25 protein-coding genes and 2 pseudogenes are annotated in these 24,305 nt (G+C 33.0%); 5 read left to right on the forward strand and 22 right to left on the reverse strand.

Annotated elements, in window-relative coordinates; all coding sequences use genetic code 11:
• Positions 1 to 9 precede the first annotated feature (9 nt).
• Positions 10 to 1,077: a lactonase family protein gene (locus tag CQZ94_RS10725; protein ID WP_105585383.1), complete on the reverse strand. Its 1,068-nt coding sequence runs from the start codon at positions 1,075 to 1,077 to the stop codon at positions 10 to 12.
• Positions 1,078 to 1,199: 122 nt separating this feature from the next.
• A complete protein-coding gene (gene pepT / locus CQZ94_RS10730; RefSeq protein WP_105585384.1) occupies positions 1,200 to 2,432 on the reverse strand; it encodes a peptidase T in 1,233 nt (410 codons plus the stop codon).
• 194 nt (positions 2,433 to 2,626) lie between these two features.
• Between pepT and CQZ94_RS10735 the strand changes: the two genes are divergently transcribed.
• Positions 2,627 to 3,271 carry a YczE/YyaS/YitT family protein gene (locus CQZ94_RS10735; protein ID WP_105585385.1) on the forward strand — a complete coding sequence of 215 codons (645 nt, stop codon included), beginning with the start codon at positions 2,627 to 2,629 and terminating at the stop codon, positions 3,269 to 3,271.
• Positions 3,272 to 3,407: 136 nt separating this feature from the next.
• On the opposite strand, the gene CQZ94_RS10740 is transcribed toward CQZ94_RS10735, so the two are convergent.
• The 4 genes from CQZ94_RS10740 to CQZ94_RS10755 all read right to left on the reverse strand — a co-directional run bounded on the left by CQZ94_RS10740 (position 3,408) and on the right by CQZ94_RS10755 (position 6,102).
• The gene (locus CQZ94_RS10740; protein ID WP_105585386.1) at positions 3,408 to 3,725 is read right to left on the reverse strand and encodes a hypothetical protein; all 318 of its coding nucleotides are present in this window, start codon (positions 3,723 to 3,725) and stop codon (positions 3,408 to 3,410) included.
• Between the two features lie 265 nt (positions 3,726 to 3,990).
• Positions 3,991 to 4,566 carry a histidine phosphatase family protein gene (locus CQZ94_RS10745; protein WP_105585387.1) on the reverse strand — a complete coding sequence of 192 codons (576 nt, stop codon included), beginning with the start codon at positions 4,564 to 4,566 and terminating at the stop codon, positions 3,991 to 3,993.
• Between the two features lie 117 nt (positions 4,567 to 4,683).
• On the reverse strand, positions 4,684 to 5,487 hold the full coding sequence (locus CQZ94_RS10750) for an alpha/beta fold hydrolase (RefSeq protein ID WP_105585388.1): 804 nt from the start codon (positions 5,485 to 5,487) through the stop codon (positions 4,684 to 4,686).
• 225 nt (positions 5,488 to 5,712) lie between these two features.
• Positions 5,713 to 6,102, reverse strand: a complete 390-nt coding sequence (locus CQZ94_RS10755; protein WP_105585389.1) for a VOC family protein — start codon at positions 6,100 to 6,102, stop codon at positions 5,713 to 5,715.
• A gap of 431 nt (positions 6,103 to 6,533) precedes the next feature.
• Between CQZ94_RS10755 and CQZ94_RS10760 the strand changes: the two genes are divergently transcribed.
• Positions 6,534 to 9,254 (forward strand): sensor domain-containing phosphodiesterase, encoded by a 2,721-nt coding sequence (locus CQZ94_RS10760; RefSeq protein ID WP_142395806.1) that lies wholly within the window; start codon positions 6,534 to 6,536, stop codon positions 9,252 to 9,254.
• 112 nt (positions 9,255 to 9,366) lie between these two features.
• Here the strand turns inward: CQZ94_RS10760 and CQZ94_RS10765 are convergent, their stop codons facing one another.
• The 4 genes from CQZ94_RS10765 to CQZ94_RS10780 are packed head-to-tail and all read right to left on the reverse strand — an operon-like array spanning position 9,367 to position 12,721.
• Complete coding sequence (locus CQZ94_RS10765) at positions 9,367 to 10,431, reverse strand: undecaprenyldiphospho-muramoylpentapeptide beta-N-acetylglucosaminyltransferase (RefSeq protein WP_105585390.1); 1,065 nt, start codon at positions 10,429 to 10,431, stop codon at positions 9,367 to 9,369.
• A 48-nt stretch (positions 10,432 to 10,479) separates the two neighbouring features.
• Positions 10,480 to 10,830, reverse strand: coding sequence for a DUF6572 domain-containing protein (locus CQZ94_RS10770; protein WP_105585391.1), 351 nt, complete (start codon positions 10,828 to 10,830; stop codon positions 10,480 to 10,482).
• Positions 10,827 to 11,738, reverse strand: a complete 912-nt coding sequence (locus tag CQZ94_RS10775) for an SDR family oxidoreductase (RefSeq protein WP_105585392.1) — start codon at positions 11,736 to 11,738, stop codon at positions 10,827 to 10,829. Before CQZ94_RS10775 ends, CQZ94_RS10770 begins: the two co-directional genes overlap by 4 nt.
• Positions 11,735 to 12,721, reverse strand: a complete 987-nt coding sequence (locus CQZ94_RS10780; RefSeq protein ID WP_105585393.1) for a UDP-N-acetylglucosamine 4,6-dehydratase family protein — start codon at positions 12,719 to 12,721, stop codon at positions 11,735 to 11,737. The genes CQZ94_RS10775 and CQZ94_RS10780 overlap by 4 nt, the downstream gene beginning before the upstream one ends.
• Positions 12,722 to 13,031: 310 nt before the next feature.
• Between CQZ94_RS10780 and CQZ94_RS10785 the strand changes: the two genes are divergently transcribed.
• On the forward strand, positions 13,032 to 14,210 hold the full coding sequence (locus tag CQZ94_RS10785) for a DUF2515 domain-containing protein (RefSeq protein WP_105585394.1): 1,179 nt from the start codon (positions 13,032 to 13,034) through the stop codon (positions 14,208 to 14,210).
• On the forward strand, positions 14,185 to 14,598 hold the full coding sequence (locus CQZ94_RS10790) for a CBO0543 family protein (protein ID WP_142395808.1): 414 nt from the start codon (positions 14,185 to 14,187) through the stop codon (positions 14,596 to 14,598). Before CQZ94_RS10785 ends, CQZ94_RS10790 begins: the two co-directional genes overlap by 26 nt.
• Positions 14,599 to 14,665: 67 nt before the next feature.
• Here the strand turns inward: CQZ94_RS10790 and CQZ94_RS10795 are convergent, their stop codons facing one another.
• Complete coding sequence (locus CQZ94_RS10795; RefSeq protein WP_105585396.1) at positions 14,666 to 15,421, reverse strand: HAD-IIB family hydrolase; 756 nt, start codon at positions 15,419 to 15,421, stop codon at positions 14,666 to 14,668.
• Positions 15,422 to 15,499: 78 nt separating this feature from the next.
• Between CQZ94_RS10795 and CQZ94_RS10800 the strand changes: the two genes are divergently transcribed.
• A complete protein-coding gene (locus CQZ94_RS10800) occupies positions 15,500 to 16,189 on the forward strand; it encodes a Crp/Fnr family transcriptional regulator (RefSeq protein ID WP_105585397.1) in 690 nt (229 codons plus the stop codon).
• Between the two features lie 62 nt (positions 16,190 to 16,251).
• Here CQZ94_RS10800 and CQZ94_RS10805 read toward each other — a convergent pair whose 3' ends face one another.
• The 11 genes and pseudogenes from CQZ94_RS10805 to CQZ94_RS10845 form a co-directional block, all read right to left on the reverse strand.
• Positions 16,252 to 16,677, reverse strand: a complete 426-nt coding sequence (locus CQZ94_RS10805) for a YfmQ family protein (RefSeq protein WP_105585398.1) — start codon at positions 16,675 to 16,677, stop codon at positions 16,252 to 16,254.
• A 57-nt stretch (positions 16,678 to 16,734) separates the two neighbouring features.
• Entirely contained in the window at positions 16,735 to 17,406 is a 672-nt protein-coding gene (locus tag CQZ94_RS10810; protein ID WP_105585399.1) for an LrgB family protein, read from the reverse strand.
• A gap of 23 nt (positions 17,407 to 17,429) precedes the next feature.
• Positions 17,430 to 17,786 (reverse strand): CidA/LrgA family holin-like protein, encoded by a 357-nt coding sequence (locus CQZ94_RS10815; RefSeq protein ID WP_105585400.1) that lies wholly within the window; start codon positions 17,784 to 17,786, stop codon positions 17,430 to 17,432.
• Positions 17,787 to 17,819: 33 nt separating this feature from the next.
• Entirely contained in the window at positions 17,820 to 19,253 is a 1,434-nt protein-coding gene (pdxR, locus tag CQZ94_RS10820) for a MocR-like pyridoxine biosynthesis transcription factor PdxR (RefSeq protein ID WP_105585401.1), read from the reverse strand.
• 68 nt (positions 19,254 to 19,321) lie between these two features.
• Positions 19,322 to 19,417 (reverse strand): annotated as a pseudogene (locus CQZ94_RS31175) (alpha/beta fold hydrolase); the annotation flags it as partial.
• A pseudogene (locus tag CQZ94_RS32370) lies at positions 19,409 to 19,483 on the reverse strand (alpha/beta fold hydrolase); the annotation flags it as partial. The pseudogenes CQZ94_RS31175 and CQZ94_RS32370, both read right to left, overlap by 9 nt.
• A 17-nt stretch (positions 19,484 to 19,500) precedes the next feature.
• Positions 19,501 to 20,181, reverse strand: a complete 681-nt coding sequence (gene bshB2 / locus CQZ94_RS10825; RefSeq protein WP_105585443.1) for a bacillithiol biosynthesis deacetylase BshB2 — start codon at positions 20,179 to 20,181, stop codon at positions 19,501 to 19,503.
• 32 nt (positions 20,182 to 20,213) lie between these two features.
• Positions 20,214 to 20,408, reverse strand: a complete 195-nt coding sequence (locus CQZ94_RS10830; RefSeq protein WP_105585402.1) for a hypothetical protein — start codon at positions 20,406 to 20,408, stop codon at positions 20,214 to 20,216.
• A 226-nt stretch (positions 20,409 to 20,634) separates the two neighbouring features.
• A complete protein-coding gene (locus CQZ94_RS10835) occupies positions 20,635 to 21,342 on the reverse strand; it encodes a GntR family transcriptional regulator (RefSeq protein ID WP_105585403.1) in 708 nt (235 codons plus the stop codon).
• 30 nt (positions 21,343 to 21,372) lie between these two features.
• Positions 21,373 to 22,782, reverse strand: coding sequence for a glycoside hydrolase family 1 protein (locus tag CQZ94_RS10840; protein WP_105585404.1), 1,410 nt, complete (start codon positions 22,780 to 22,782; stop codon positions 21,373 to 21,375).
• A gap of 204 nt (positions 22,783 to 22,986) precedes the next feature.
• The gene (locus CQZ94_RS10845; RefSeq protein ID WP_105585405.1) at positions 22,987 to 23,976 is read right to left on the reverse strand and encodes a phosphatidylinositol-specific phospholipase C; all 990 of its coding nucleotides are present in this window, start codon (positions 23,974 to 23,976) and stop codon (positions 22,987 to 22,989) included.
• Positions 23,977 to 24,305 lie beyond the last annotated feature (329 nt).

A 24,305-nucleotide genomic window follows, 5' to 3' on the forward strand; every position in this document is an offset into this window, starting at 1 on the left:
AATGTTCTCCTACCTATTTTTCACATGTGAAAACTTCACACATACTGGCTCTGGAACATTGACGTCCGTCTGTACAAGCGTCAGCTCACCTGTCATTTCATCCCTAGCAAATAAAGTCAAAGTATTGGATCTTTCATTCGCAGTAATTAAAAATTTACCATCCGGATCTAAAGAAAAATCACGTGGCCAATCTCCTTCTGCCGATACTGTTTCAATAAAAGCGAGCTCTCCATTGTGCTCGTTCACTCGGAAAACTGCAATACTATTATGTCCCCTATTTGCTGCGTAAACAAATTTACCATCAGAAGAAATCTGAATCGCACTTCCATAACTATCCCGACTATACTCTTCAGGTAATGTAGAAATGTATTGTTTTTCTTTAAAACCACCACTCTTCGCATCATATTGAAGTACAATAATCTCTGAACTTAGTTCCGTCATAATGTATGCAAGCTGTTCATTGGGGTGGAATACAAGGTGCCGCGGACCACTACCAGGTTTAACAGATAAACCATTGATTTCTATTAATTTCCCGTCACTCTCTTTATATGTAATCACTTTGTCCATTCCTAAATCAACTGCTACTACATATTTTTCATCAGGCGTAAAATTCACATAATGAGCATGCGCCTTTTCTTGTCTTTCCTTATTCGGTCCTGAACCTTTATGTTCTACAATTGCCGTAGTAGCATTTATACTTCCGTCGCTCTGTTTTACTACATAAGATTCAACTGTTCCTTTATGATAATTCGCTGCTACTACTGTACTATTCTCTCGATCCACACTTAATTGACACGGAGATGCCCCTTCTAAAAGTTGCGTGTTAATCAAATCCAGATTACCTGTTTTATTACAAATGGAAAAACTAGCAATTCCACCGAGTCTACTATCTTTCGCAACTGAATAAAGATATTGATTGTTATGACTAAGTGTTACATATGTAGGACTTCCTATAGAAGCTGCTAATTTAATCTCTTTAATTTCTCCAAGTTTCGTATCAAGTATAAATTTATAAATCCCCTTACTATTTGCTTTTGTATATGTCCCTATATAACCATGAAACTCATTTTCACTCATAGCATTACCCCCTTCACAAAGCAGGAATTTACAAATATATTGTAAACAAGTATATCACTTTACCTTGTATTTTTTAGTATAGAAAAGAACCAAGTAGCACTCATTACTACTTGGTTCTCTTTTTAGGCTTGCTCTTCAAATCGTCTTGCAATTTCTACGATAACTTGAACAGCTTTTTCCATAGTATCTACCGAAACATATTCAAATTTACCGTGGTAATTTTCACCGCCAGTGAAAATATTTGGCGTCGGTAATCCCATATATGATAATTGCGATCCATCTGTCCCGCCACGAATCGGATGAATATTCGGCTCAATATTTAAACTTTTCATTGCCTCATAAGCAATATCAACAATTTCTCTCACCGGTTCAATTTTTTCAAGCATGTTATAATATTGGTCATTCATTTCTAAAACGACCGCATCTTCGCCATACTTTTCTTGCATGCTCTTCACAATATTTTTAACGTTATTTTTACGTACTTCAAAATTTTCACGATCAAAATCTCGAATAATATAGTAAGCTTTACTTTGCTCGACATCACCATTTAAAGAAAGTAAATGATAAAATCCTTCATATCCTTCCGTATACTCTGGTGCATCTTCTACTGGTAAATGCCCATTAAACTCCATAGCAAGCTTAGTGGCGTTACGCATTTTGTTTTTCGCTGTTCCAGGATGTGTGTTTGTCCCTTTAAAAGTTAACTTAGCACTTGCAGCGTTAAAACTTTCATACTCTAAACCACCTAATGGACCTCCATCCATCGTATAAGCAAATGATGCACCAAACGCTTCTACATCAAAATGTGCTGGTCCACGGCCAATTTCTTCATCTGGTGTGAATGCTACTCTTATTTTTCCATGCTTAATTTGCGAATTATGTATTAAATAATTCATTGCGACCATGATTTCTGTAAGACCAGCTTTATCATCTGCTCCAAGAAGTGTTGTGCCATCAGTTGTAATAATGGTATGTCCTTTATATGATGGTAATTCTGGGAACTGTTCTGGTGTTAACACAACATTTAATTCTTCATTTAACGTAATAGCTTTCCCATCAAAATCCTCATGAATTTGTGGCTTTACATTTTCCCCTGTAAAATCTGTTGCCGTATCTAAATGGGCTAAAAAGCCGATTACAGGAACATCCTTATCCGTATTAGCAGGAAGTGTCGCCATTACATAACCATTGTCATCCATCGTCACTTCTGATAATCCGATCTCTTTTAACTCTTCTACTAATAACTTACCAAATTCAATTTGTCCAGGTGTTGTTGGTACTGTATGGCTTTCTTCATTTGATTGTGTATCAATCTTTACATATCTCGTAAATCTTTCAATAAGTTCTTGTTTCAAATTCGTTCACTCCCTTTTATATTTCTTTCTCTATTATAATCCTTAAAACGAAATATTTTAACTTTTTTGACTGTGAAGATGTATATTTCATGTACATTGTTAACACTTTTAAAAAAATCATAAAAAGACATAATATTTGTACATTGAAATTCTAACATGTAATATACATAATTATATAATGGGAGGTTTAAAAGATGAGACTAACTCTCTTTCGCTATTTTCTTTTTTTCTTAGGATTAATTTTCTTTGGGCTCGGAAACGCTCTTGCAGTCAAAGTTAAATTCCTCGGGTTACATCCTTGGGAAGTTTTAAATATGGCTCTCTATGAACGATTCGGATGGACACTTGGTACTTGGAGTGTTATATGCGGGTTATGCCTCGTACTTATTTCTTTATTAGTAGATCCAAAATATATAAACGTAGGCACATTTTTAAATGCATTGCTTATCGGCCCTATTATGGACTTTTTCTTACAATCAAACATCCTTCCAAACGCTACTGATTATTTATGGATAAATTTATTCATTTTGTTTTCTGGTATTGTAATTACAGGTATTGGGGGCGGTATGTACGTTGCGGCTGGAATTGGTGCTGGACCACGCGATGAATTCATGCTTACTATTTCTGACAAAACTGGACTGTCTATTAGCCGGGCTCGAATCATTGTAGAATGTGTTGTACTAGTTATTGGATATATGCTAGGAGGTCCTGTTTTCATCGTAACTTTTCTATACACTTTTATTCAAAGTCCAATCTTTCAGCAATCATTTAAGATATTTCAAACATTCTTACATACTTTACATAACAAAAACAAAGAGCAAATTAATGAAAATATATAAAACATAACTTAATACCAATTACTCTTTTCATTAACTTTCTTACAAATAATTCGCCCTATTTACGATTCCCACCGCAAATAGGGTGTTTCTTTTTTCATCCGAAAAAATATATTTAATTAAACATCAAGAGCATATACTACTCATTCACAATAAAAGTATATACATCATTATAAATACAACCATTTACTCTAATAACATACTTCCCAGGCTCACTAAAACTAATTGTGTATTTGTTTAACTGAATTGCCTCCTTATTTCCAGAAAGAACGTCGATGCTTCTACCACTCAATAAATAAGATTCACTTTGATTCATCGCTACATTAATAGCATTGAACTTCTCCTCTTTCACTTGCGTTGTTTCTGCAGCGCTTACACTTGGTTCTAAAAAAAGTAATCCACTTAATCCGATTGAACCCACTAGAGCTACTCCTGCAAATTTCTTCATTTTTTTCATCACAATGACCTCCTTATAATTTTAGTGTAAAGGCGATGCCCCCCTTACACCACAAAGCCTATATGTTAAGAAATGAAAAGTAAACGTGTATAGTAAGACAAAATTCTACATTTTTTTCTCCTATTGAATATAAATCCAGCGTTTGGAGTTTTGTCACATTTAAAATTGGTTTAACATTCTAAAAATAGTTGATAAAAATGCTTTCTCTTCAAAAAAAGAGTGTGTTTTAAAAGTTACTTTTAAAACACACTCCATATATTCAGTTTCATTCTTCTCTCCACAATTTCTCTACATTCATTAATTGCTCGTCTTTAAATTCTAACTTATATACGTCTGGTTTTGATGTATTCATTAAAAATTCAAGCCCATATTGGTTATCAAAATGGTTCATCATCAATGTCATTACAAGCCCATGTGTACCAACTACAATTTTATGTCCTTGAAAATCTATTAATATTTCTTTTAATACTTTCACTACTCTTCTCTGACAATCAACATACGATTCTCCTTCAGTTAGTGTGAAATCTGGATTAGAAAACATCTTCTTTACGAGTGGATACACTTCCTTATCTGATATAATCTTATCCTCACTTAAAAACCTACACTCTTTGAGATTTTCATATACTATTATTTCTTTTTCATGAGAATTAGCTGACTTTTCTATCGTTAACATAGCCCTCTTATACGGACTTGAAATGAAAGTATCAATCCCCTCTGTTTTTAATATCTCAGTTACTTTATGGGCATCTAAAGTTCCCTTCTCAGTTAATCCACGTGTTCTTTCATTTCCTTCTAATTTTGGTGATTCACCATGTCTAACCATATAGATGTATGTATTCATAATTCCTCCTTGAAAATATTTATAAGTTAATTACTTATATTAATCTCTGCCGTCCCAAAACTTGAGTACAAGCAAAATATAAATTAATTCTTCTTTTAAACTATTTTATGAACTTTGCTAAACTGTTCGTCTAATCCATTCCCAAACTAAACTCTCAAATAAATCCGGCTGTTCAATTTGCAAATTATGTCCCGCCATATCTAACACCGCTAATGTTGCTCTTGGGTAATCTTCAATCATTCGTACAATATCTTGATAACCTACCGTTATATCTTGTCTTCCGGCTAATAAAAGAACGGGTTTCTCATATTTCTTACGATGAAAATCCATAGTAAGAGGATAATTTTTTTGCAATCTGTCAATAAACTCATAATTAGCAATATCTAGCCCCGGCTTAATCTCTTCTTTGAATCGCTTATATGTATATTCATTCGCTACCACTGCTAATTCGCAAAATTCTTCCCTTTCGGTTGAAGTGAGCGTTTTTAAAAATTCCTCATCTCTTACAATTACCTGTTTATCTGGTAGAAGTCTTTTTCCTGGTTGTGCTACAACAACAGGACATACTAATAATAATCCATTAACCCTCTCAAACATCTTTGAAAGTATCCCTCTAGCTAAATATCCCCCGTATGATTCTCCTACCAATAAAAATTCTTCAGCAGAAATGATTTCCTCAATAAATGTGATAAGCACTTCTACTATACGATCTGAACTATTTATCCACCCTGGAGCATTCGATTTCCCCATGCCAGGTAAATCAATATAAATTCTCTGATAACCTTCATATTTCTGAAATACTGATTCCATACACCTCTTCATTAACCTATGGTCAGGAGCACAACCATGTATGATAAGGACTGGTTTACCTTCTCCTACAATTTCATAGTATATTTCTGCATCCTTAATCCGGCATATCATAAAATGTCCTCCTTTTTTATATCCTTCTTTAGAGACAAAACCATAAGAATATGCGTTCTTATTTTATAACATTCGATAACTTTTTTTCAAATGTAAATTTTCAGATTATAAACACAAAAAGGCTTGCCTTTAAGTTTCTACCCTTACTAAGGAGCCTTTTTATATTTTCTTTTATCCAAATTGAAAGTTGAAATCTCCTCCTCCTTCTAACAGTTCCGTTACACCTTATCCTTCTATTTGCATCAACACAATTCTCCAACCATCCGGATCCTCTATCGTTATCCCCTTATCTTTCCAATATGGATTTTCTGGTTCTACTTCATCGTATCCCATTGCATGCAGCCTTTTACTCACTTTTTTCATTTCACTATCTTCACGCATGTAAAATACAAGTAAATTGTCTTTTGTTGGAGCCGGACAAGGGCTCCCATCTATATGTCTTGTAAATTCTAAATGATACTCTTCATCTGGTAGACCGAACATGATTCCATCATAGCCTTCATGATCGTAGAATTCACCTATACGTTTTAAACCTAACCCTTTTTCATAGAATGCTATAATCTCTTCAAACTTATCTGTTGGACGTGCTATTCTAAACTTCACCCAATTTTTCATGCTCTTCCTCCCATACTAAAAATTTTATGAAGTGTTACTTATTATTGTATATACTTAACATCTTTCTGAAATCCCTCATTAGTACGAGAATAGCTACATACAAAGGTCTTACTTAATACTCTATAATAACGAAAAACTCCCCTCATCTAGAGAGAAGTTCCCATCATTTTATATGCACTTTTGCATCTTCACTTGCAAATTACTAAAAAACCTTTAAAATTTACAAGATGACTAAATATACAAATTTTATCTACATTCCTTATAAACTAAAAATTATTAACTACAACGTTTTTTCAATTTTAAGAAGTATTATACTCTTCGTTTTTTTCTTATAAGCATACTTTTTATAAGGAAATCTGGTACAATCCTTAATTAATATTACTATGTATAGATATTACGAATATAGTACATACTTTAAGAAGGTGATTTTATTGAAATTAAATAAAAATTTACAAATATGTATATTAATCGCAACGTTAATATGCTATTCAATCTATTCTATGTTTTTCTTTCTGTTCCCTACTCATTTTTCAAATTTCAATGTACGCTTCGCTTCACTCATCGTTGAAGCCATTACATTTATATCACTAATTTACTCTATATATTCTAAAAAAGTTAGTTCAAATCCTTTTTGGATATGTATCACAATAGCAATTGGTAGTTTTTTATTGGGAAAAATAGTATATACGTATCAAGATACCTTTTTCGAAATTCCAATACATCATTTTACTATTTCTGATGTATTTTACATGTTTTTTCTATTCTTCTGCCTTATCGCTTTCTGCTATAAAATCTTAAAAGAGTGCAATAAATGGGAAAAGGCGTTCTTTATTTGTGATCTATGTATCGTACTCATTTCTATATTTACATTAGAATGGTATTTATTTAATCAGCCAGATTTAAATATATTTTCCCTTTCACTGGGAGATATTTTTCTCTCCTTTCTATATCCAGTTGCAGACCTATTATTTCTTCTACTAGGTGTTAGTCTCTTTTTCCGTCCAACTGTTTTTAATTCAAAACGGAAAATTTATATTTTTATTTTTGTATTAATAAGTTCTGCAACTTTTAACTATATTTATTTTTACTTACATAACCATTTATCAACTGACACGATAACATCATTACGTCTTTTATATAGAATACCTATATTACTTATCGCAATAGCTGGGGCTATTTCAGAAGATTATAATAGTCATAAAAATTATTTCATTGTAAACCCTATACTAGGAAAAAAAGTATTAGTCGTGTTTCCCTATCTTGCTGTTGCAATACTAATCGGGTTTACATTAAAAGAACAAACAGCATCTTCAACTCTCATTACAGGAAATTGTATTACTTTTGTTTTCGTACTCATTCGTCATTCTATTGTACGTATGCAAAACAATTCCCTAACAAAACGTCTACAAGCATTTAATGCTCAACTAGAAGAAAAAGTTACTTTACGGACCTCTGATTTAGTCCAAAAATCAGAGGCTTTATCGCAAAAACAACAAAAATTCAAATCTTTATATGAGTATCATCCTGATCCTATTTTTACGATTGATTTAAATGGAATATTCTTAAATGTAAATAAAGCTGGGAGTATACTACTTGGAGCACCAACGAACGAGTTACTTGGTGAAACATGTTTTTCGATTATTTTAGAAGAAGATAAACATAAACTAGCATCTGCATTAGAAAAGGTTAAACAACAAGAATCAGCATCTTTACAACTTAGTTCTCAATATAAAGATGGCTTTACTTATTTTTTATACGTTACCATCGTTCCTATTATGATAGATGGACAAATTTCAGGAAGCTATATTATGGTAAAGGATATTACTGCGCTCAAAAAACAACAAGAAGAAATAAAATATTTAGCATTCCACGATACTGTAACGAAAATCGGGAATCGAGCCTTTTTCCATAAGAAATTAAGAAAAGTTATAAAGAATGCTCAAACAACACAAAGTGAGTTTGCATTATTATATTTAGATTTAGATCGCTTTAAAGTAATTAACGATACACTTGGACATTCGTCAGGTGATTACATATTAGAAGAAGTAGCAAAACGTTTCCAATCATGTCTTCCATCACATACTCATGTGTCAAGAATCGGTGGCGATGAATTTACAATTTTAATCGAAAACTATATAGACCATGATTCCTTATTCCAGTTATGTAACAAACTATTTGAAAGCATGAAAAAACCGTTTGTCATACATGAGCATAAATTAACTTTATCACTTAGTATCGGCATCGCTATATATCCATCTGGCGGAATCGATACCGCTACACTCTTAAAAAACGCTAATGTTGCAATGTATGATGCTAAGGAAAAAGAGCTTAACTCTGTCTCTATTTATGACGATGTAATCGCTAAAAAAATTGAAAGACGATTACAATTAGAAAAAGATTTACCAAACGCAATTCAAAATGAAGAATTATTCCTTTTATATCAACCTCAGGTTGATAGTGAATCTAATAAAATTATCGGTGCTGAAGCTTTAATCAGATGGAATCATCCCGAATTAGGTGTTATTTCTCCATATGAATTTATCCCGATTGCCGAAGAAACACTACAAATTATTCCAATAGGAAAATGGACATTACAGCAAGCCTGTCAGCAAATGAAACGTTGGCACGCACTCGGATATTCACATTTAAAAATAGGAGTAAATCTATCTGCTAAAGAATTTGAACAAGAAGATTTTGTAAAGTCTATTTCTTCTACATTAGCAACTACAGGTTTACCAGCAAGTTCTCTCGATCTTGAATTAACAGAACGAATTGCAATGATGGATGAGAGAGAAACATTGATAAAACTGCGTACACTAAAAAGTTTAGGCATTCACATTTCAATCGACGACTTTGGTACAGGCTATTCTTCCCTAGCCTACTTACCTTTATATCCAATCGATACGTTAAAAATCCCGAGAGAATTTATTACAATGTCTGAAACGTGTGAAGATGGAATGGAAATCATTAAAACGATCATCACATTAGCACATACACTAGGAATGTCTGTCATTGCTGAAGGTGTAGAAACGAAAGAACACGTAAATTTCCTTCAAAAAAATAAATGTCAGTTTATTCAAGGTTATTATTACAGTAAACCTATTCATACAAATGCATTTACTAAGCTGTTAGAAAACGGTATTCGTCCATAGTATATAGCTCTATACAGAATATAATCGGCATAAGTAACAATGAATTTGAACAACTACAGTAAAAAGGAAAGAAGATACCTTCTTTCCTTTTATTTTTCCATTCAAATTTCTATTATTTGACGACTTCATTTATTAAATCTATTAATTGATGAATCCCCTCATCATTTGTTTTCTTATATCCATTCATGTTTTGAATATATCTCTCCTTATTGGCATACAACTGATTTACTGCATGTGTAAATGTACTATTACTTACTCTATCTTGAAGTAAAACTTCCGCATACCCTTGTTGTGCAAAATAGTCAGCATTTAAAACTTGATCCCCTCTACTGGAACCGTTAGTTAACGGAATAAGCAACATCGGTTTCTTCAAAAATAACAATTCAGAAATAGCAGTAGAACCCGCTCTGGAGACTACAACACTTGCCATATTCAATATATGCGGCAACTCTTCCCCTATATATTCAAATTGCATATAACCTTCCATGCCAATAGATGAGTCCATCTTTCCTTTACCGCACATATGAACAATATTAAAACCTATTAATAATGTATCTAAACTTTTCCTTACCATATCATTTATCCATTGCGCACCTTGACTCCCGCCCATAATTAACAATACCGGTTTATCTTGCTGAAATTCACAATAGCTTCTTCCTCGTAATACGTTACCTCTCTCGATTTCTTCTCTTACAATTGGCCCCACATAAACCTTCTTCTCAGTACTTACATTACCCCCTGTTTGAGGAAATGTTGTGCATAGTTTTTTAGAAAAAGGTAATGCTATTTTATTTGCCAACCCTAACGTACTATCTGGTTCACGTATTATTATAGGTACACGATTTAACCATGCCCCTATAACTACAGGAACTGAAACAAATCCTCCTGCAGAAAAGATAACGTCAGGCTTCATTTTCTTAATTAATTTATAACTTTGTAAGCAACCGTGTATAATTTTGAAAGGATCTTTAAAGTTCTCCCAATCCCAATATCTCCTAAGCTTCCCGGTTGAAATACTATTATACTTAACATTTTGAACCAATAATTTTTCAATTCCATTTTGAGATCCAGTATACTCAACTCTCCATCCCTTTTCTATAAATTTAGGAATCAATACAATGTTAATCATAACGTGTCCGGCTGTACCGCCCCCAGTAAAAAGAATCTTTTTGCTCATAACTTATATCCACCTTTATCATTAAAAATCTAGCTTTATATTAATCTTTCAAATGTAAATATACTTACTATTATTTATATAAATCTTTAAATCTATTCCTATATCTTGTAAAAGATCTTTGATGAGTTCATAAAAATCATTTCCATACTCACTACACTCATACTGAGCAAAAACTTGAATCACATGCCTAGTTCTTGTCTCTAGTGCTGGCTTTATTGGATCAACCTTTTTTTCTTCCACATACGCTCGATATTGATTTATTGCCTCATAGAGGTGCAACACATGCGCTTCTTCATCTTTCCAATCCAGCGTATCAACAATCGAAAGAAATAGCGTATTTTGATTATCTATTGCTTCATAACCATTCATATACTTCTTACACCCTTTTTTATTTTTCATTGAATGCAGATGTCACTGCGCTTCGCATACTCAAGTACATCTTTTAATGATTGATGAAATTGGATTTTTGGGACCCAACCTAACTTTTTTATATCCTCTAACACTAAACTTTTATTTGAGTCACTCTCAAAATTCTCTGTTTCTTTTATAGTAAAGTTCAGCTGTGTTAATCCTTTATATTGTTCTAATACATCTAATAAAGATCGTTTTACTCCTGATCCAATATTATATTCTTTTCCATTTATACCATCATGCAATAACAAATGATACGCTTTAACTGCATCACGTACATCTAGAAAGTCCCTACTATCTTTCAAACTGTTTACTTCAATAATTGGTTCACTTTTACCCGACTCTATATCTATCATTTTTTTTGCAAGAATAGAACAAATGCCATTCGATACTCCTGGACCAATTAAGTTCGAGGGCTTTGCAATGATAATATTTGAATCCATTAATCCACCCCAAGCCTCTGCGACGATTACTTGCATAGTTTTACTTAAACTATATGGATTTGAAACCTTTATGTTGTTCATACTATCTGCTTGCAATGCAGATCCTATAACTAATGTTCTACAATGTGGTGCTTCTTGCTTAATTGCTTCTAATAAATATAACGTCCCTATTACATTAATCTCCATGTATTCAAGAGCAGCTGTCCAAGACTCTATGACCGAATTCCTTCCTGCTAAATGCAATACATAGTCTGGCTTTATTTGTTTAATTACCTTCATTACTTCGCTCTTATTAGTTAAATTACAAGTAATGCCATTCCTGAATTTTTCTCTATATGAGCGATTTTGAAACATAGGAATTACATGAAAGCCCTTGTCTAAAAAATATTGGCAAGCATGGCGCCCTGTGAAGCCATTTGCACCAGTTATTAAAAGCTTCGCATTTTTTTTCATAGTAAAAATCCTCCTTTTTCTAACATTTGTTTCACCTCATGTTTTGCAAGTAAGTCTTGTTGAGAACTAAAACTCTTCACATCCACAAGCGGATAACTAGCATAATATTCTTGAAGTCCCTCTATAGGAATAGTCGGTAGTACCACAAAATAATTTTGATCAAAACTTATACTTGTTTTACTCTCTACCTCAGATAAAAGCATTTCACTTAATTTTTCACCAGGTCTTATCCCTACCTCTTTTATCTTCACGTTTTCTTTTTTTGAATCTTCAATCAACACTTTTGCTAAATCCGTTATTTTACATGCTGGCATTTTCATAACAAAGATCTCCCCTCCTCTTCCTTCAGATGCTGCTTTAAATAACAATCCAACAGCATCTTCAATTGTTAAGAAAAATCTAGTCATATTTTCATCAGTAATCCCTACCTGTGAAGACTTTTTAATTTGCTTTTTAAAAAGCGGTACCACACTTCCACTCGTCCCTAAAACATTTCCACCACGAACACAAATGAATTTTGTTTTCTTCGTTTGCACATTCGCATGAACCATTAACTTTTCACCAATTGCTTTTGTCATCCCATACGTATTTGATGGGTCGGCCGCTTTATCAGTTGAAACATATATAACTTTCTCAACTTGCTTCTGGATTGATGCTTCAATTACATTTTGCGTACCATGTATATTTGTTTTTATAGCTTCATAAGGATAATACTCACATACTGGAACATGTTTTAAAGCTGCAAGATGGAATACATAATGTACACCTTGGCAAGCATAGACTAGTTGGTCTTTATCACGAATATCTCCAATAATAAATTTTAATCTATCGTCATTTATAAACTGTTGCTGCATTTCAAACTGAACTGTCTCATTCCTTGAAAAAACCCTAATTTCTTTCGGCGATTTTTCTAATAGTTGTTTTATAAGTTCATGTCCCCACGAACCTGTTCCACCAGTAATTAAAATTATTTTATTAAGCATTCCTTTTCCTCCTACCATACATTTCAATAAAAATTGTACTTACCAAAGCTATTGAATTATTTTCAATTGATTCAAATCATAATCGTCGTTTGTTACATTAAATTGACAAAATAAAAAAACAGAAACTATTAAACATAGTTTCTGTTTTTCATTTCACCTCTTAACAGTAAGATTTTTTCATACTGTTTGCACGATAACTATATTACTTGTAAAAAAACACCACTCATTTATTTCATATACTCGTAATAAAATAAATAGAATGATTCATAACCAATATCATGTTTAAATTCATGAAAAGGGAGGTAATGGAATGTACCAAAGCAACTCAAATAATACATATAACGAAGCTTCCAAAGCACTTCCTCTCTCCCTATTTGATGTGAAAAATGAGTTAAAACAAAAATGCAAACTTATTCATTCTGGAACCATGTATAAATTAACGAAAGAAGAGCAACTCATCATCGACAACATAAAAGCACAAACAAAACAACTAAATAAAAATAATGTAACAAGAACACGTGCATACTACCAATTTTACACTCAATATCCAGAAATACATTGGGCACTACTTGGACATATGGTATCACGTAACGGTGGTTGGAATATGACCGATTTAAAGGGAGATTTATATACGAGAATTTTATCTGAGAAAGATCAAATTACATTTTTTACTTTCTTAGAAAGAGGAAATTGGCTCATTTTCCAAGATGTATATCCTCAATTTTTGCTATATGAACAAAGTGTAAAAAGATCACAAAGGCTATTTCACCTTCTCCCTCACCTAAATGTTTCTACATTTATGGAAACGATGTGGAACGATTTTTGGAAAACAGGTAACAAAAAAACATTAGCCATTGCAACTATTATTAATGAACAAAACTACTTAGAAAAAAGAGTTATTCAAAATGTACACTTTAAAAAGACTGTACTAAATAGTATTGGATTTAAACTCTTTGATTTCTTTCAGTTTAATCATATCCTTTTCCCATTCCACGAAAATGATAAGAAACAAAAAGTATTACTATTTGGTGATACAATGAAGCATTTTACGTCCTTGCATGAACGAATCTTAATTGGAAAAAGGTTGTATTCACTATTATTTCGGGATACACATATTTTATCTCAAATAATAAGTTGGGCCCAACATCATCCACACACAGGCTCAAGGAAAGATTACTGGCCTCATTTATTTTCAAGTGTAAATGAATCTTTTTCCCGTGAGTTTTATAAACGCCGAATAAAGAAATGCCAGTTGCGTAGTGGCGCATATCGTATATACAGCCCTGCACTCATCTACGCATGGCGCGATATGAAACATGAAGAAGATGAAAGTAAAGATTGGTTTACTGATTGGCAAGTTGTAAATTACTTAGTTGATAAGGAGGAGAGTATAAGTGGACAAATTTCAGAAGACTACTGCAAAACACTCGAAAAAATTGAACTTGCCATTCTCGCAAAGAAAAATGTCCTCCTTCGAGAAGAAGAATAATTTTCTAGCATTAGCAGTTACAATCTTACTCTCTGCTATTATTGGAACTTGTTTAGATGCTTTCTTTGTTAATAAACAAATATATGCTTTTCCGGTTAGACCCTTCTCATCCACATTTTCAGTTAACATAGCTTTCACGTTACTCGTACTACCGATTTTAACAGCCTCTTTTATACAAATTTCAAAAACATTATCTACAGTTTCTAGAACTCTATTTATTATTTCAATAGGCGTTTGCGCTAGCATTTTTGAGCAAATTGCTGAGAGGTTAGGTTTATTTATTCATAGTGCAGATTGGCATCATAGTTACTCTTTGTTTGGATATATGTTATTTTTATTTTTCATATGGAAGGTCTATCAGTCAATTATTAGTAAAAACGGATACTAAAAGGCTAACAATCCTTTTAATACCCGTTTTTATTATAATCCGTTCTTCCTTTTTCACATACAAATCTTTATGCATATGACTCTGATAACTCAATAATTTTATCACCGATACTTCTCTCGTCAATCTTTAAACATGTTGACGCATGATTCATTAATACTTCATGACTACCAATACAAATACTTTCCTTAGCATGTATAAACATTGATAAATCGTTTGAATCATTACCAAACACTACGAATTCTCCCTCTTGTATACCTAATCGTTTTAAGCCTTCCCATTTATCAATATGTGGCGGACTTATATCAATAATCCCCTCTTTATCGTGCTCATATATTCTTATAGGAAGTTCTTCCAACGCATTTATAATTAATTCTTTTTTTATATTATCAGGAAATAAAACCACCTTTACCACTTCATCAATTTCATCAATATTCATATTAATAGCCAATTGATTAGGGTCGATATTTTTGTAGATAGGGTGATTCTCGCTTCCTGTATAAGCATAATTCCACTGACTATCTACCAAATATGAAAGACTATACTTTTCTATGATTGAACGCATCGCACTTACTGTTTCAATATCAAAAGGTATAACTTCAACAACTTTTCTCTCCTTTGCGATAAAGGCACCATTCCCACCAATCATTGAATAATGATGCATATGAGTTGGTAGAACAGGTAATAAATCTCTAATAGGTCTAGCAGATGCAAATATAATCTCATGTCCTCTACTATGACAAGCGTCGAGCGCTTGAATAATCTCTTTGGTTATTGCTTTTCCTTTAAAACAAATAGTACCATCGATATCAAAAATAAATTTCATATACATCACTCCTTTCTTTTTAATGTAAATGAATTATTTTATAATAGACAGGACAGATGTCCCAAAAGGAGAAATATTATGCAAAAGATTGTAGATAATACCTTACTATTAAGCTACTTAAATAATGAGTACATAAAGAAGTTATTCCAACAATTCAATCATCCATTTGAGATTCGCAGATATGCAGCAAAAGAAACTGTATTACAAGAAGGCGAGACTATTGACGGCCTATACATTCAAATGTCAGGACGTACAAAGATAACTTCCAGTGTAATTACAGGTAAAGCATTATTACTACGCTTTTGTTCCGCAGTTTCTATCATGGGAGATATTGAATTAATTCAATCCGTAGACATACAATCTCATGTAACCTCCGAGCAACAGACTGATTTTCTTTTTATCGATAAAAATTATGTAACAAATTACCTATTACAAGACGTAGCCTTTCTTCAAGAGCTAATTCATCATGTCACTTATAAACTACAAACCTGCACAACTGCTTCACGTATCAATTTACTGGCTTCTGTGGAGACACGCTTTGCTAGTTATTTATGCACAGCCCGAAATCCATCTAATTTATTTGAGCGAGAAATTCATACTAAAGATCATCGTGAAATTGCCTCATTAATCGGGTCAACTACTCGTCATCTTAATCGAATCATTGAAAAACTAATAACTAACAATATAATTCATAAAAATAATAAGCAAATTATTGTTGATGATTGGAAAGCTATTGAAGAACTTTCAAATGGACTACGATATGAATAAAAGTTTAATAATTATATAGACCCTACCTATAATAAAGAGACCGTTGTAAAAACGGTCTCTCCTTAAGCATAATCTTCAGTTATCGCTAATGTTGTAGGAGTTTGAAGACTTTTAGATCGTAAACGATAGGCAACGGCTTTCTTCTTATATTGCTTTATTACATCAACATGTTCCTTATAACTATATATCGATAATGTAATTATTCTTTTTCCTTTCTTCGTTTCAATGATTATCGGCATCCCTTCACCGTGCGGCGGAAAGTAATGCTTATCTAAAAATAAAGCCTCGTTAAAGTCGTTTATAACTTGAAGTTTCATTTCACCCTCTATATTCTTTCCATCTAGCGATACAGTAGTATTTTCTTCATCAAGTTTTTGATGTAACTCAAATCTACTAATAATTGATTCTACAACAGAAGTTGGCATACTAGAAACTAGTACTTTAAGGGCACCAAAAATAAATAATGTAACTATAAACCATGTTGTCATTTTCATCATCTCCATTACATTCTCAAATAAATAGTATTATATTTCTTATTACAATTCTTAAAATATAAATTTCGTTCCATAAGGTATTAATATACTAATGAGTATTCCTGTTACAATCATCGTTACCGAACCGATAGTCGCTTCTTTCTCCCCTTCCTTCACTAGACGACTCACACCGATAATATGTGATGCGCAGCCCATTCCAACTCCTTTTCCAATTGTACTTGTTATACGGAAAAACTTAAGTACTGTTGGTCCGATAATAGCACCTGTTATTCCTGCAACAACTACAAAACTAGAAGTCATAGAAGGAATACCACCAATTTGATCCGATAATGAAATGGCAATTGGCATTGTCGCTAATTGCGGAAGAGTTGTTAGTATAAACTCCTTATCTATATTTAAAATTCCACCAATCACTACATTCATACTTGTTAAAGCCACTATACCTATCACTACGCCGATAAGTATCGATAAAAAGTTTTTCATAAGTATCTTTCGCTCTTTAAATAGAGGTATGGCTAACGCTACAATTGCAGGGCTCAAGAATCCTGAAAGGATATCTCCCCCATTTTCCTTATACTCATGATGAGAGATGCCGAAAATCAAAAATAAGCAAATCATAATTGCTGTAACTGTTAATACCGGTAACGTAAATGGAAACGTATATTTTTTATACAGCTTTGTCGCAAATAAATATATTACTACAGTAATAATAATTAAGACCATTTGAATAGCGCACCTTGTCGATTTTATTTTTTTGATGTTACTAACAATTGACTTACATACCCTGAAACAATCAATGTTACTATCGTACTTGCAACAACTAAAAGGAATATAACACTCCCCTTACTTAAAAGAAAAGATCCGTATTCCATTAACCCTGTTGTCGAAGGGATTAGAAATAACGGTAAAAATACTATTAATTTTTCCGCACCTACCTCAAACCACTTTAATGGCAAAATACGAGTAGAAAGGAGTAAGAACAGCATTAACATCCCTATTAAACTTCCTGGCATCGATAGATGGAATATTCCCTGAATCCACGTACCAGTTAAGCTAAATACATATAGCACGCCTACTTGAAGTAAAAGCGTCACGTACTTCATTTCTTTCCCTCATTTCAATATTACGCATCACTATTATGAAATCTCGTTTAACGTTTCCGCAAACCTTGTAATTCCAAGTTGGATTTGTTCTACATCTACTCTCCCAAAAGTAAAACGAATATATTCACTTTTAGAACCTAAAACACTTCCTGGGACAAACGCTACACCATTTCGTATAGATTCACCTAATAAATGATATTCATCAAACGTTCCTTGCACTTTGCACCATAAATGTATTCCACCCTCCGGAACGAAAAATTCAACCTGATCCCCTAATAATTCTTCAAGCTTTCTAATTAACTCATCTCTTCTTTGTTTCAATTGTCCACGAAGCATTGTAATATGTGCATGAAAATCTTCTGATTCTAAAAATTGATTTGCCACCCACTGCGTAAATACACTATGGCCAAAATCAACTTGTTGCTTCGCATCTGCTAAACGTTCTATTACACGCGTAGGTCCAATTACCCAGCCAATACGTAATCCTGATGCAACAATTTTTGATAATGAACTTACATAAAGAACATTTCCATTTTGATCCATCGATTTTAATGTTGGATTCACTTCTCCATTAAATGTAGTTAAACTGTACGGATCATCTTCTACAATTGGTATACCGAATTCAGAAGACAGTTCTAAAATCTTTTTACGTCTTGCTAATGAAAGCACAGTGCCAGTTGGATTTTGATAATCTGGATTCAAAAACACCATACGAATACGATGCTTTTTATGCAAATCAATTAAGTCATCTGGATTCATTCCATGCTGATCAACAGGTAAATGGAATATTTTTAAGCCAGCGGATTTAAACATCGGAAGTGAGAAACAATACGAAGGATCCTCAATCGCAATCGCATCTCCAGGTTTTAATAAGCATTGAACGATAAGATTAAGCGCCTGTTGTGCTCCAGATGTAATTAGTATAGAACTTGAATCCGCTTCAATTTGTTTATATTGCTGAACATGTGCTGCAATTGTTTTTCTCAACATTTCATTTCCAAGTGGATGGTCATAACCGAGGTTTTCCATAAACGTTTTCTCCGACAAAATTGTTCGAAATCTATCACTCGGAATTAATTCTGGTGACAATTCACCACTGGCTAAATTAATTAAGTCATCTTTTTGTGTTTCCGTTCGAATTTGTTGAACAAGTGGTACATTAGGTAAGAACGATCCATCCTCAACGTACCTACCCCAGTTCGGTATTCGTTTATGTGACACACCCCATATGTCTGTATTCACCCGTGTTCCGCTTCCTTTTTTCCGTTCTACTACCCCAAGTGATTTTAATTCTTCATACGCAGCTACTATTGTGCTCCGGTTCACTTGTAATTCCTTTGCTAACATACGCTCAGAAGGTAACTTGCTATCAGAAGGAAATTCACCTGAAGAAATACCCCTTTCAATATAATCAGCAATTTGTTTATATACAGGTGTCTTATCTGCACGATTTGGTTTCCATTCCATATAGTTGCCTCCTCTCAAAACTAACTATACCTTACTCACTAATAACAGTATTCACTGTAACAATAGTATTAATTAAGCGCATGATTTAAAAATGTTTCTACCGTCATATTAAAGCTAGTCGGCTGTTCTAAATAAGGCAAGTGCCCGCTATTTTTAAACAATATGACAGGACCCGATCCTTCTATATTGTTTAAAATCTTTCGATTCTTATATTCAAAATACATATTCATCACCTTCAGTTATAGCATCACTTATTCTTATCTTTGAATGGATATATCCAAAACGGTTCTCTTTCTAACCACTCAACTGTTTCTGGAACACCTTCTTCATACTCTCTTTCCAGCTCATCCACTTTAGTTGTAAATTGTGATGCATGTGCTCGTAATGCCTCCAATTTTTTCGGAACATATTCCGTCACTTCATTTTTAAAATCTGGAGGACCAATTTCGTCTTCATGATTTTTCGAAAAAGCTACAGCATAAAAGACCGGTCGTTTACTTTCCGAAATATTAGCTACTGCCTCTACTACCGCTTCCCCTGTTGCATCGTGATCTGGATGAACTGCATACCCAGGATAGAAAGAAATAACTACAGAAGGATTCAATTCTTCAATATAGTTTTGAATCAGACCTCTTAATTGTCCAGGCTCTTCAAATTCAAGAGTTTTATCACGATATCCCATCATACGTAAATCTTCAATCCCTAAAATATTTGTAGCTCGCTTTAACTCTTTCTCTCTAATAGCATATAAAGATTCACGTGTTGCAAAAGGTGGATTCCCCATCGCTCTCCCCATTTCACCAAGTGTTAAGCAAACATAAGTAAGAGGGACTTTCTGCTCAGTATAAGCCAAAATTGTGCCAGCCACACAATACGACTCATCATCTGGGTGCGGGAAAACAACTAAAACGTGGCGCTCATTTTTCATCAATACATTAACTCCTCCATCATATACAAACTCTATAAAATAACGACCGCATACCATGTAACCCCCACAAGTAGTCCTAAAAGAAGGATGACATAGATAGCAGATAAATTTTTCACATTCTTCTTTGTAGACTTACCGTAATTCTCTTCCACATTTCGTGCGACTAGTACGGTCCCAAACAGTGATACAACTACAATAATAACAACTAGTGAAATTGCAAAACTCATTGTCTTTTCACCTCTCTAAAACCAGTCTATTTAAACAAAGGAGATACATATAAAATGTCCTTCTTAAGGTATCAATAAAATACTACCTTTCTTCTCTTATCATAATAGATGTTTGTAAAAAACGGACCAACCACTTTCGTGTTTTTTTGCTCATCCACTTTAAAAATAAAAAGCAACTGATCACTTATGGCCAGTTGCTTTTTCGCAGGATTATTTATATTCATTTTCACTTGAAATTAATCCGATTCAGAAGTTTGGTCTTTTCATAATGAAACATCGATTGAGATAACTCGAAAATTGTTCCATTTACAAGATAAACTGTATTTTCAATAAGAAGCGCCGGATCACCTTCATTTAGTTCTAAAAGCTGTGCATTTTCTTTATTTACTTTTTCACAACTAATAACTTTATCGGCAAAACCAATATTTAATCGTAAATCTTCAATGAAATAACTGTATACAGAGCTTAATGCTATTTCTTCATTCAAATAAGGAATGATATCCTTTTTGAAATAACTTACTTCCATAGAGAATGGTTTCCCATCTACAATTCTTAAGCGCTTCAAAAAATATAACCTAGTTCCAACTTCACATTGCATCCGCTTTGCTATCTCTTCTTCCGCATCTATTACTTCAAGCTCTAACACTTTCGTTTCAATATTTTGTGAAACGAGGTTTTTCGTTAATCCACGCAAACTGCCTAGATTAATGTAATCTGTTACAGAAGTTTCGCGTAAAAACATGCCACTACCTTGTACTTGAAATATATAGCCTCTATTAACAAGCTGGCTAATCACTTTACGTATCGTATTACGGCTTACTTCAAATCGATTCATCAATGCTTCTTCTGTAGGTAGTTTTTTCGTTTCATTAAAAAGCCCGTCTCGAATGTTTTGCTCTAACACATCTGCAATTTGTTTATACTTTGCACGCATACACTTTCTCCTAAAATACTCTTTTATCTGTTATAACTCTTCTCCTCTCGTTTCGATCACATGCTTATACCAATGAAACGAAAGTTTCTTCTTACGTTTTAAGTTATCATTATGATCGACAAAAATAAAGCCATATTGCTTTTTATATCCATTTAGCCAACTTAATAAATCGATAACAGACCATGCATAATACCCTTTTAAATTAATTCCCTCTTGAATTGCACGCTTCATTACTTTTAAATGCTCTTCAATGAATTTAATTCTCGGAATATCTACAATTTCTCCGTCAATGATTGGATCTTCATCACCAAGTCCATTTTCCGTTACATACATCTTTATGTCACCGTAGCGTACTTTCAACATATGCAATCCATCTAAGAAACCTTCGGGAGATATTTCCCATCCCCATTTTGTATATGTTTTATCATCCATTTTAACTGTTCGATAAAAACCATCAAAAGAAGGATTACCCGGAGCAAGTGTTGAGTTTTCTCGAGAATGTTCCTCGCTCTTTATATCCATATCGTATCTTTCTACTCGTATCGGTTGATAATAATTCAAGCCAATAAAATCATTTTTTCCAGCATTTTGTTTAATGATTTCTAATTCTTCAACCGTCCAATTAGGAGTCCATCCTTTTTCCTTTAATTCCTGCACAACATAAGACGGATACTCACCTTTTAAAACTGGATCATAGTACCAATACATTTCATATTCATTCGCATGATTTGCTGCTAGTATATTTTCTTTTTGATCATCCACACTATAAGCAGGTAAGAAAACATGCGTAATCCCAATCTCTCCATATTGTTTCAGCTGCTTGTACACTGCAACTGTTTTTGCATGTGCATAAAATACATAATGAGTCGCTTGAAAGTACTTTGAAACATCATTTTGTATTCCTGGTGGATGTGCACCTTTTAAATACCCTAGTCCACAAAACATTACTGTTTCGTTAAAAGTAATCCAATGTTTCACTCTATCACCAAATGCTTTAAAACAAATCTCTGCGTATTTTACGAAAGCCTCTGCTGTTCGTTTATTCGTCCATCCACCATCTTTTTCTAATGGTAAAGGTAAATCCCAATGATATAAAGTTACAAACGGTACAATCCCGTATTTTAAACATTCATCAATTAAGTTGTTATAAAATTCTATTCCTTTTTCATTTACCTCTCCATCTCCAGTCGGCAATATTCTCGCCCAAGAAATAGAAAAGCGATACGATTCTAATCCCATCTCAGCCATTAAGCGAACATCTTCCTTATATCGATGATAATGATCAACAGCTACATCACCATTTGTTCCATTGTATGTTTTGCCAGGAATTTTTGAAAACTCATCCCAATTCGTAACACCTTTTCCATCTTCATTCCATGCACCTTCTACTTGATAAGAAGCTGAAGCAGCCCCGAATAAAAAATCATGTGGAAACTTCATAGTATATACCTCCGTTTCATTACAATAAATCAAATTTATTACTACATATAAAATTTATAGGTACAAATTTTATATGTGTAATTATATCGCAAGTTTCGATTTTTTCCTATCATGAAAGTACGATATGTAAAACTATACCTAATGTTAATTTTTAGAAAACAAAAAAGAAGCGATGTATTTTATCGCTTCTTACTATTACAATCTTCATTCTTTTATAAGTGACTTATTCGCTCTTATAACTTCTTGATAAAGTATTGGTGACCATTTTTCATTTATATAATCTTGAATCATCCAGCCTACTCTTTTAGGATTCTTTTGTTTCATATAGTTTGCAATTTCAGGATTTATATAAGAGGCGTAATAATATGGACTATTCCATGCTGTACCACCAGAAGACAAGCTTGTAAAATTAATATACAGATGATTACAATCTTCACTATTGTTAATCGTTTCATTTATCGTATCTTTAATAGATTTTACTTTCTCATCATAACTCACTTTATATTTATCTTGTACTGTTACATTTACATTTTGATTTACAGTTGTCGTAAACGTCTCATTATCTGGCCAATAAAAATTATTATATCCTCCAGATTCATTACTACCACTATATCTTTTTAGTAGTACAATTTTCCCTCGAGCATCTCCAAGCTTTATATTCCCTTCTGTTTTTAAAAAGATAGGATCAAGGAAATAATTTTTTTCAAACGTACTACTAAATGAATCTTCTGCCCCTTTCATATCCTCATACTCTTTTTTTAAAGACATAATAATCGTTTCACTTGGGTTATCTTTTAAAAATTGTTTCGCTTCATTTATAAATTCGTGCAATGTTACATAAAGATATAGTGGCCCATGATGAAGAACTATCGTATTATCATCTGTTAAACGCCCTCTAATATCAAAAATTCTAGCTCCGTGATCCATTTGGTAACGAAAATCATATTCTTGCGTCATTCCCCATACTTGCTTTATCGGATTTTGCAACTTGAACGTTCCACTATCATGTGTTCCTGGAATTGAAATTCGTGTTAACGGTATGTCATCAGGTATAGGTTGCATCCATTTTGACCAGTTTTCAAGCCCATTACCAGAGCTAGCAGCAACTGCTTGCTTATCATTGAAAGCAAATACAAATGTGCTAAGTATAGTACTACATATGAATAATTTCAAAATAAACTTCTTATTGCTCATTTTTATTCCTCTCTTTTTCTGTTTTTACATCAAACTTATTGAATATAATATAAGCTACTTAATAAATAACATTTCATAAATATGGAATATTGCATAGAAGTAAAATTTAAAAGCATTCACATATTCTCAATGCATTAGGAAAATTTAAAATCCCTTTCCACTAGATAAATTATAGTAATCAACAACATGAACTTCAATGGGCTTTCATATGCAATATTTCATATTTGGGTCCTACACGATATAAATAAAAAACTTATAATGATTATTTATTTCATACGTTCTAATATACTTATATTAAAATATAAATACATATCTTATATACTCTGAAC

Source organism: Bacillus sp. MYb209, from assembly GCF_002975175.1.
Taxonomy (GTDB): Bacteria; Bacillota; Bacilli; order Bacillales; family Bacillaceae_G; genus Bacillus_A.